The sequence below is a fragment of the Streptomyces phyllanthi genome, assembly GCF_009377205.1.
GTDB lineage: Bacteria > Actinomycetota > Actinomycetes > Streptomycetales > Streptomycetaceae > Streptomyces > Streptomyces phyllanthi.
Window position 1 is genome coordinate 1 of sequence record NZ_VJZE01000362.1, and the last position, 9,651, is coordinate 9,651.

Annotated in this window: 8 protein-coding genes; 4 read left to right on the forward strand and 4 right to left on the reverse strand. The window is 70.7% G+C overall.

What is annotated here, in order from left to right:
- Nucleotides 1–1,374 (reverse strand): streptophobe family protein (locus tag FNH04_RS34200; RefSeq protein WP_152789736.1); only part of this gene is annotated, 1,374 nt, incomplete at its 3' end.
- Between the two features lie 241 nt (nt 1,375–1,615).
- Between FNH04_RS34200 and FNH04_RS34205 the strand changes: the two genes are divergently transcribed.
- The gene (locus tag FNH04_RS34205; protein ID WP_322724665.1) at nt 1,616–4,156 is read left to right on the forward strand and encodes an ABC transporter ATP-binding protein/permease; all 2,541 of its coding nucleotides are present in this window, start codon (nt 1,616–1,618) and stop codon (nt 4,154–4,156) included.
- Between the two features lie 114 nt (nt 4,157–4,270).
- Here the strand turns inward: FNH04_RS34205 and FNH04_RS34210 are convergent, their stop codons facing one another.
- The 3 genes from FNH04_RS34210 to FNH04_RS34220 form a co-directional block, all read right to left on the reverse strand.
- Nucleotides 4,271–4,957, reverse strand: coding sequence for a transglycosylase SLT domain-containing protein (locus FNH04_RS34210; RefSeq protein ID WP_152789737.1), 687 nt, complete (start codon nt 4,955–4,957; stop codon nt 4,271–4,273).
- Between the two features lie 297 nt (nt 4,958–5,254).
- Nucleotides 5,255–6,382, reverse strand: a complete 1,128-nt coding sequence (locus FNH04_RS34215) for an S-adenosylmethionine:tRNA ribosyltransferase-isomerase (RefSeq protein WP_152789738.1) — start codon at nt 6,380–6,382, stop codon at nt 5,255–5,257.
- Complete coding sequence (locus FNH04_RS34220) at nt 6,379–7,074, reverse strand: SDR family NAD(P)-dependent oxidoreductase (protein WP_152789739.1); 696 nt, start codon at nt 7,072–7,074, stop codon at nt 6,379–6,381. Before FNH04_RS34220 ends, FNH04_RS34215 begins: the two co-directional genes overlap by 4 nt.
- Nucleotides 7,075–7,262: 188 nt before the next feature.
- Between FNH04_RS34220 and FNH04_RS34225 the strand changes: the two genes are divergently transcribed.
- The 3 genes from FNH04_RS34225 to FNH04_RS34235 all read left to right on the forward strand — a co-directional run bounded on the left by FNH04_RS34225 (nt 7,263) and on the right by FNH04_RS34235 (nt 9,450).
- Entirely contained in the window at nt 7,263–8,408 is a 1,146-nt protein-coding gene (locus tag FNH04_RS34225) for a GAF domain-containing sensor histidine kinase (protein ID WP_152789740.1), read from the forward strand.
- The gene (locus FNH04_RS34230) at nt 8,401–9,042 is read left to right on the forward strand and encodes a response regulator transcription factor (RefSeq protein WP_322724666.1); all 642 of its coding nucleotides are present in this window, start codon (nt 8,401–8,403) and stop codon (nt 9,040–9,042) included. The genes FNH04_RS34225 and FNH04_RS34230 overlap by 8 nt, the downstream gene beginning before the upstream one ends.
- A gap of 159 nt (nt 9,043–9,201) precedes the next feature.
- Nucleotides 9,202–9,450, forward strand: a complete 249-nt coding sequence (locus FNH04_RS34235) for a chaplin family protein (RefSeq protein ID WP_322724668.1) — start codon at nt 9,202–9,204, stop codon at nt 9,448–9,450.
- The last annotated feature ends 201 nt before the right edge of the window (nt 9,451–9,651 follow it).

Sequence of the window (9,651 nt, forward strand, 5' to 3'; positions counted from 1 at the left end):
TGCCAGCAACGCCCCGGCAGCCCCCGCGCCCGCGCCCCATAGTGCGCCCAGCAGCAACGCCGTCCCCAGGTCGCCGCGGAGCTCGATGCCCGCGCCGAACGCGTCGAAGCCGAGTACCGACAGCGACGCGTCCACGGACACCTCGGTCAGCCAGGCCAGTAACGGCAGTGCCAGTGCCGTGGCGATACCGAGCCGAAGAGCGCAGCGCCCCGCGAAAGCGAGCGGGCCGGAGCCTCCGCCATCCGTACCGGCCGGTTTCCCCACCGTGATGGCGTCCGACTCCCGTACAAAGGGCGTACGTACGGCGGTCAGCACTCCCGCGAACAGCATCATGACCGCGGCCGCGACCCCCAGCAGCCAGACCATGCCGTCCAGTTCGGCCAGGCGGCCCAGCGTGACGTGCTGGTCGGAGCCGACGCGCAGCAGGTCGTCGAGCGGATCCGGCAGCACCTTGGCCAGTTCGCCGGTGGCCTCGCCGTGCCACGGTACGAACAGGCCGATCGGGACGCCCAGCCAGACCCCGTTGGGCGCGCCCAGCAGGGCGGCGCCCACGATCCGCCGGGGACGGTCGTCGCCGGTCGCCGCGTACGCCGCCGCCGCGAGCCCCGCCATGACCGCCACCAGCAACACGCCGACCAGCGCCGACACCGCCGGCCGCACCGCGCGGTGCACCACGTCCCAGCCGGGCGGCAGGGGGGTCCGGCGCGAGGCCAGCAGCGCGATCACCAGGACGCCGACGCACCAGACCAGACCACCGAGCAGCGTGGGCGCGGTGTCCACGCTGAAGCCGACCTTCGCCTCGGCCTCCACGAGGTCCCCGAGCCGGTCCGGCAGCAGTCCCCCGATGTCGCCGAGCCCGGGTACCTCGACATCGCCCAACTGCTCCCCGCCCGGCATGTCGTCGAGCCCCAGCGAGCCTCCGTCGAGGGTGATGACGCTGTGGCCGGCCCAGGCGAGCCCGCCCATCATGGCGACGAACAGCACGACCACGGCGCCCGCGCGCGCGAGGAGTTCGGCCGGCGCGATCACGGCCCCCGCACCGCGCAACGACCGCAGGAAGAACCACGACAGCAGGACCGCTCCCACGAGCCCCACGCCGAGTGGCGTGATCTCGATGGCGGTCGTCGCCTCCGCCCCTTCCAGGCCAAAGACGGAGACATCACCGGACGGCGTGACCGAACCACCCGCACCAAGCGCCACAACGGCGGCGGTCATCGGTCCGAGCGAGCCCGCCGAGTCCGCTTCGAGCAGATGCAGACCGAGCGCGGCCGTTCCCGCCATACCGGTCAACGCCCAGCTCACGGCGGCGATCGCGGAGAACAGGACATCACCCCACGGCACGCTCCTGGCCTGGTGTGCGGTACCGATACTCATGGACAGACCCCCCGATCCGTCCCGCGGCGTTCCACCGCGGATGTCCCCCTCGTGTGGGATTACCACTCTCCGGCCGGGTTTCCGCCTCGTCAACGGGGCCGGTCGACGCTCCCGTTGGCGCTCATCACAAGGCCCGACTTTCGGTCAGGGCGCCGAGCCTGAAATAGTTCCCCCCGATGTTCGACATCCCTAGACTCCCTGTGATGGGGGTAACTCGGGGGACAACTCAGTGGGGCATGGAGTGCCGGAACTCGTACTCGAATCCAATGGACAAACCTGGACGCTCGACCCGTCCAGGACATACACCCTCGGACGTGATCCGCAGGGAGATATCGTGTTCGACGACGCCAGGGTGTCCTGGCGTCACGCCACGATCAGCTGGAGCGGCCGGAGTTGGGTCATCGACGACCACGGCAGCACCAACGGCACGTTCGCGCAGGGCCAGAAGATCCGCCATCTGGAGATCGGCCCCGGCTCGGCCGTGCACCTCGGCAACGCGACCGACGGCCCGCGCCTGAACCTCTCCGGCACGGCCGCCGCCGTCGCCACACCACAGGCACAGCCGCAGCAGCAGCCGTACGCGTCCCAGGGCGCGAACCCGGGCTGGGCGGCCCAGCAGCCGGCGCCGCAGCAGCCCGTACCGCAACAGGGCTGGCCGCAGCAGCCGCAGCAGCCGCAGATCCCGCACCAGCAGGGTCCGGGTGACGGCTACGCGCAGCAGGTTCCCGGTGGTGGCGCGGGGGCGCCGCCGGTGTACGGCGACCGCAGCCCGACCACGTTCCACCAGCTGGCCCTCGGCCGCGTGATGCGGATCGGCCGTGCGCTGGACAACGAGCTGGTCGTCTCCGACCTCCAGGTCTCGCGCCACCACGCCGAGTACCACGCCACGCCCGACGGCCGCTTCGAGATCCGCGACCTCGGCTCGCACAACGGCACGTTCGTCAACGGTATGCCGATGGCCAAGGGCGGCTCGGCGCTCCTCGGCCCGAACGACATCGTCGGCGTCGGCCACTCGACCTTCCGCATCGTCGGCGACCGGCTCGAGGAGTTCGTCGACACCGGTGAGGTCTCCTTCTCCGCACGCCATCTGACGGTCACCGTCGACGGCGGCAAGCAGATCCTGAAGGACGTCTCCTTCGGGGTCCCGGAGAAGTCGCTCATCGCGGTCATCGGCCCGTCCGGCTCCGGCAAGTCGACCCTGCTGAAGGCCCTCACCGGTTACCGCCCGGCCAACCAGGGCGACGTCCTCTACGACAACCGGAACCTGTACAAGCAGTTCGCCGAGCTGCGTCAGCGCATCGGTCTGGTCCCGCAGGACGACATCCTGCACAAGGAGCTGACCGTCAAGAAGGCCCTCAAGTACGCGGCCAAGCTGCGCTTCCCCGCCGACACCACGGCCGCCGAGCGCGATGCCCGGATAGACGAGGTGCTGCGCGAGCTGAAGCTGGACATCCACAAGGACAAGAAGGTCACGTCCCTGTCCGGTGGCCAGCGCAAGCGCGTCTCCGTGGCCCTGGAGCTGCTCACCAAGCCGTCGCTGATCTTCCTGGACGAGCCGACCTCCGGTCTCGACCCGGGCATGGACCGCGATGTCATGCAGTTGCTGCGTGGACTCGCCGACGACGGCCGTACGGTCCTGGTGGTCACCCACTCCGTGGCCGAACTGGCGCTGTGCGACAAGCTGCTGGTGATGGCGCCCGGCGGTGCCGTCGCCTACTTCGGCCCGCCCGAGGAGGCCCTCAACTTCTTCGGCTACGAAACCTGGGCCGACGTGTTCTCCGCCTTCGAGAACTACCGCGACTACGACTGGGCGGGCCGCTGGAAGGGCTCGCAGCACTACCAGATGTACGCCGCGGACATCGACGCCGTCGCCCCGCAGTCGGTGCACATGCCGCCGCCGCAGGCGATGAAGCCGCCGAAGCCACAGGCCTGGGGCTCACAGCTGATGACCCTGGTCCGGCGGTACACGGCGGTCATCGCGTCCGACAAGGGCTTCATGGCCCTGATGCTGATCCTGCCCGCCGTGCTCGGCGCGGTCAGCCTGCTCATCGACTCCGGCAACACCCTGCTGCCCAACGAGCCGCGCGCCAACGGTGCGAGAGTGCCCAACGGCACCGCGACCACCGTCCTGCTGATCCTCGCGGTGGGCGCCTGCTTCGCCGGCGCGGCCAACTCCGTCCGTGAGCTGATCAAGGAACGGGTGATCTACGAACGGGAGCGCGCGACGGGCCTGTCCCGCTCGGCCTACCTGATGTCCAAGGTCATCGTGCTCGGCATGATCACCATGGTCCAGGGCCTGATCGTCGGCGGGATCGGCTTCGGCGCGCGCGAGGTTCCGGCGGAGGGCCTGGTGCTCGGCACCCTCACCAAGCTGGAGCTCTGCCTGCCGGTCATGGCGCTCGGCTTCACCTCGATGATGTTCGGTCTGGTGATCTCCGCGCTGGTCAAGACGGCCGAGAAGACCATGCCGCTGCTGGTGATGTTCGCCATCATCCAGGTCGTCTTCACCGGCTGCCTCTTCACCCTCAACGGCTCCATCGGCGTCAACGAGTTCTCGTACCTGATGCCGTCCCGCTGGGCGGTCGCTGCCGCGGGCGCCACGCTGGACTTCAACCTGGTCAACCCGAACAAGGACAACCCCACCGAGACCGATCCGCTGTGGGATCACACGGTCGGCGTCTGGACCCTCGACATGGCCGCCCTGATCGCCATCGGTGTGGTCTGCGGCTTCCTCGTGGCCCGCTTCCTGCGCCGCCACGAGCCGGAGGTCATGCGCAAGTAGCCGCGTCCGTACGCCCCGAAGGGCGGCTCCCCGTCAGGAGGGAGCCGCCCTTCGGCGTATCTGATCGCGTAACCGGTCGCGAGAAGCGGTCGCGAGAAGCGGTCCGCGCCGGCGTCAGTACGCGCTGTTGACGTTGTCCATCGAGCCGTACCGGTCGGCCGCGTAGTTGCAGGCGGCGGTGATGTTGGCGACCGGGTTGTAGATGTCCCAGGATGTGCCGGGGACGTGGTAGGCCTTGAAGGTCGGCGGGATGACCTGCAGCAGGCCCTTCGACGGGATGCCGTTGATGGCGTTGATGTCCCAGTTGTTGATGGCCTTCGGGTTGCCCGAGGACTCCCGCAGGATGTTGCGCTTGATGCCGTCGTAGGAGCCCGGGATGCCGTGCTTCTTCATGACGTCGAGCGACTCGCGGATCCAGCCGTCGAGGTTGTTCGGGTAGGTCTTGGGGGCCGGCTTGGCGGCCGCCTTCTTCGCAGCCTCCGCTGCGGCCTTCTTCTTGGCAGCCTCGTCCGCCTTCTTGGCGGCCTCGTCCGCGGCCTTCTTCTTCGCCACGGCGGCATCGGCCTTGACGGTCGCACCCGCCAGCTGGTCGGTGACGCCGGCCTTGACGTCCTTGATCTGCTGCTCGCTGTACGCCACCGGGGCCATGTTGGGGGCCGCATCCGCCGAAGCCTGTCCGCCACCCGGTATCAGGGTGAGCCCCACAGAGGCGGCACCGAGGCCGGCCACACAGGCGAGCGAGACCTTGTTGGGCTTGGCGAGGACACGGCTACGACGGGCGATGGTGGTGAACTTGGGCATGAAGAAATGGACCTCTTCGATAGGGGACGTCGCTCTCGGGCCGGTGCGGAACAAGGTGTTTCCCGCACATGCGCTGCGGGGGAGAACCCGCCGCGCCGAGCGACGTGAGCCATTCTTAGCGGCCGCAAAATGCCCAGGCAAAGGTGTGACCTACGACCCCGAGTAGTGGACCAAGGAAGGACGAAACGGGACAGACTGACACGTCTGCCCCGCTCATTCGTCCCTTATGTTGCTACTAGTGGTGTTCGTACGTGACCTGCGCCCTATGTGGGGGCTCACATCTGCAGTGTGACCGTCTCACCGGTGGTTGCTGGAGCAATGCTCAGGGTGAGGGTTCTCGGAGAGGATGAGGTGCGTGTCCCCGAACTCGTGCCAGAGATAGCGGCCACGCAGTGCCTCCTCGTACGCGCGGTCGATCGCCGCCCGCCCCGCGACCGCCTCCAGCATCAGAAGATGCGAGGCCTCCGGCTCGTGCAGCCCGGTCAGCAGACCGTCGACCACCCGTATCCCGCGCCGCGGGGTGATCACGAGTCCGGTCCAGCCCTCAGCCGCCCGCACCACCCCGTCCGGCCCGGCCGCCGACTCCACGGCCCGCACCGCCGTCGTACCGACCGCGATGACCCGGCCGCCCCCTCCCCTGGCAGCGTTGATCAGCCCCGCCGACGCCTCCGGCACCGCGAAGCGCTCGGGATACGGCGGCTCGTGCGCCTCCGCCGACGCGACCCCGGTGTGCAGCGTGACCGGCGCGAACTGCACGCCCCGGCTCACCAGCTCCGTGACCAGCCGCGCGGTGAAGGGCCGGGCCGCGCTCGGCATCTCCGCGCTGCCCGAACCGTCGGGCGAGGGCAGCGCGAACACCGTCTGGTACGCCGACAGCGGCTGGTCCCGCTCCGTGTACGCGTACCGAACGGGCCGCCCGTACTCCCGCAGCAGCCCCAGGACATCCGGGCCCGCGGGGCCCGACACACGCCCCCACCACAGCCGCGGACCGTGCACGCTCAGCGGCTCCTCCAGCACCAGCCGCGCGCCCCCGGGCAGACGCACCTCCGCCCCGGCGGGCCCGCCCGCACGCGCGCGCGTGGTGCCCCTCCCGTCCGGATCCCGCAGCTCGACGGCCCACCGCCCGTCATCGCCCACCGTGGAGAAGTGCACCACCACGCGTGCGTGCCCGACCCGACCGTCCACCGCGGCCGCCAGCGTGGGGGAGGTGTTGACCACGAGCAGGTCCCCGGCCCTCAGCAGCCGGGGCAGCTCGACGAACGAGTGGTGCGACACCTCCGAGCCGCGCGAGACGAGCAGCCGCACCGCGTCCCGCCCGAGCCCCGGCGCACGCTGCTCGACCGGAACCCGCGCCGACAGCTCCTCCGGGACCGTCCCCCACTCCCGCCCGCGCTCGAGCGGAGGAACCCCCGTCGCGGTCGTCATCGGCCCTCCAGCAGGGACGTCGCACCGTAGCGGCCGCTGGCCGGACGCTCGTCGAGCAGCCGCAGGAAAGCCGGTACGGCACGGGCGGGCTCCGGCCGTGGATCGTCGTCGTCCGGTACGGCCGCCGCGTACAGGTCCGTGCCCATGTCCCCGGGATCGACCGCCCACACGCGCAGCCCGGGCTCCTCCTCTGCCAGCACCGCCGACAGCTGGTCGAGCGCCGCCTTCGACGCCCCGTACCCGCCCCATGTCTCGTACGCCTCCGCGCCCGCGTCCGAGCTGACGGCGATCACCGCGCCCGCCGCGGAGGCCCGCAGCAGCGGAAGAGCCTCCTGGACGAGGCCCAGCGCGGCCACCACGTTCACCTCCAGGGCCCGCCGCAGCCCGGACAGCGGCAGCTCGTCCAGCCGTACGAGCGGTTCGGCGCCCAGCGCGCTCGCGTTGTTCACCAGCAGATCGACACCGCCCAGCCCGCGCGCCGCCGCCACCAGCCCGGCCCGGTGCCCGGCGTCCGTGACGTCCCCGGGCAGGGCCTCCACGCGGGTCCCGTACACCGACAGCTCCTTCGCCGTGTCGTCGAGCACGTCCGCGGTTCTGGCGTCGAGCACCAGATCCCAGCCGCGCTCCGCCAGGGCCGCGCCGAGCGCCCGCCCCAGCCCCTTCGAAGCTCCTGTGATGATCGCCACCGGCATGACAGACGTCCCCTCGTTCCGTGACCACCGCTCTCGGCGGATGACCTCAACGTAGGAACGGGACCTCCCCGGCCGCCTCGTCCGCGGGCCGCAATGCGCCGGGGCCCTTCGCCCTAGGGCTCCCGGCCTAGTCGGGGGCCGTCACAGGTCCGATCCGGGGTGTCACACCCCGCGGGTACCGTGTGGTCATGAGTCACGGTCCACGGTCCGGCCTGGCGGCGGTGAGCTCCGCGCTGCTGGCCATGAGCAGGCACCTCGAGGTGCGCGACGTCCTCAAGACGATCGTGGCCTCCGCGCGCGACCTGCTCGACGCGGAGTACGCGGCGCTGGGCGTCCCCGACGACCACGGCGGCTTCGCCCAGTTCGTCGTCGACGGCGTCAGCGACGAGCAGTGGAAGGCCATCGGCCCGCTCCCGCGCCGGCACGGCATCCTCGCCGCGATGCTGGACGAGGCGAAGGGGCAGCACCTCGCCGACGTGCGCAAGGACCCCCGCTTCGAGGGCTGGCCGAGCGCCCACCCCGAGCTGGCCGACTTCCTGGGCCTGCCCATCCGCGACGGCGACGAGGTCATCGGCGCCCTCTTCCTGGCCAACAAGAAGTGCCCCAGGCCCGAGGGCGGCTGCGGCTTCACCGAGGAGGACGAGGAACTGCTGGCGATCCTCGCCCAGCACGCCGCCATCGCCCTCACCAACGCCCGCCTCTACGAGCGCAGCCGCGAGCTCACCATCGCCGAGGAGCGCTCCCGCCTCGCCCACGAGCTCCACGACGCCGTCAGCCAGAAGCTCTTCTCCCTGCGCCTGACGGCCCAGGCCGCGACCGCACTGGTCGATCGCGACCCGTCGCGCGCCAAGGGGGAGATGCACCAGGTGGCCCTGCTCGCCGCCGAGGCCGCGGACGAACTGCGCGCCGCCGTCGTCGAGCTGCGCCCCGCGGCCCTCGACGAGGACGGCCTCGTGGCCACCCTCCGCACCCAGATCCAGGTCCTCGACCGCGCCCACACCGCGCGTGTGACGTTCACCAGCCGGGGCGTCCGCGCACTGCCCGCCGCCCAGGAGGAGGCCCTGCTGCGTGTCGCCCAGGAGGCCCTGCACAACGCGCTGCGGCACTCGGGGGCCGAGCGGGTCGACGTGACCCTGGAGCGGCGCGGCAGCGCGGCCGTCCTGCGCGTCACGGACGACGGCAGCGGCTTCGACCCGGCGTCGATACGCCGCGCGGGACGCCACCTCGGCCTGGTCTCCATGCGCGACCGGGCGGGCGGGATCGGCGGCCGGCTGACCGTGGAATCGGCGCCCGGGAAGGGCACCACGATCGAGATGGAGGCCCCCGGTGGCTGACGCAATCAAGGTGCTGCTCGTCGACGACCACCAGGTGGTCCGCCGCGGCCTGCGCACCTTCCTCGAGGTGCAGGACGACATCGAGGTCGTGGGAGAGGCCTCCGACGGTGCCGAAGGGGTCGCCCAGGCAGAGGAGTTGAAGCCCGACGTCGTCCTCATGGACGTCAAGATGCCGGGCATGGACGGCGTCGAGGCGCTGCGCAGACTCCGCGAACTCGACAACCCCGCGCGCGTGCTCGTCGTGACCAGCTTCACCGAGCAGCGCACGGTGATCCCCGCCCTGCGTGCCGGCGCCGCCGGATACGTCTACAAGGACGTGGACCCCGACGCGCTCGCGTCCGCCATCCGCTCCGTGCACGCAGGCCACGTCCTGCTCCAGCCGGAGGTCGCCGGCGCGCTCCTCTCCCAGGAGGAGGCCAACACGGGCCTGGGCAGAGGCGGTTCACTCACCGAGCGGGAGCGAGAGGTACTCGGCCTGATCGCGGACGGCCGCTCCAACCGAGAGATCGCCCGAGCCCTCGTCCTCTCCGAGAAGACGGTCAAGACCCACGTCTCGAACATCCTGATGAAGCTCGACCTCGCGGACAGAACCCAGGCCGCACTGTGGGCAGTACGTCATGGTGTGACCGGATAGCTCATACTATGAGCGGCAATTCGGAGCGTCACATTCCGGGATGAGATTCATACCGTCGTATGAATGGCGCCCGGGGGGCGTATCCCCTCCAGGACCCGCCCCGTTCCTCAGTGCGTGCTGCGGCGACTTGCCGCAGTGATCGCCAAGGAGGACTGAGAAGTGAAGAACCTGAAGAAGGCCGCTGCCGTCGTCATGGTGGCCGGTGGCCTGGTCGCCGCCGGTGCCGGTATGGCATCCGCGACCGAGGGCGGGGCGCACGCGGGCGGCCAGACGGTGGGCTCGCAGGGCATCGCCTCGGGCAACCTCGTCCAGGTCCCGGTCGACGTCCCCGTCAACGTGGTCGGCAACTCCGTGAACGTCGTCGGCGCCTTCAACCCGGCCTTCGGCAACCAGGGCATCAACCACTGAGGTCCGCCCGGCCCCTTAGTGCCCGCAGAGCCCCGCGAACGAGAACGGTTCGCGGGGCTCTGCGCGGTACGTGACGACTCCCGGCCCAGGCGTATCCGCTCAGTCCAGGCACATCCAGCCTGTCCGGCGCTTGAGGACGAGGCCGTTCAGGCCGAAAACGGGGGTCTGGGGACAGAGCCCCCACGAGGGCACCCCCCACCC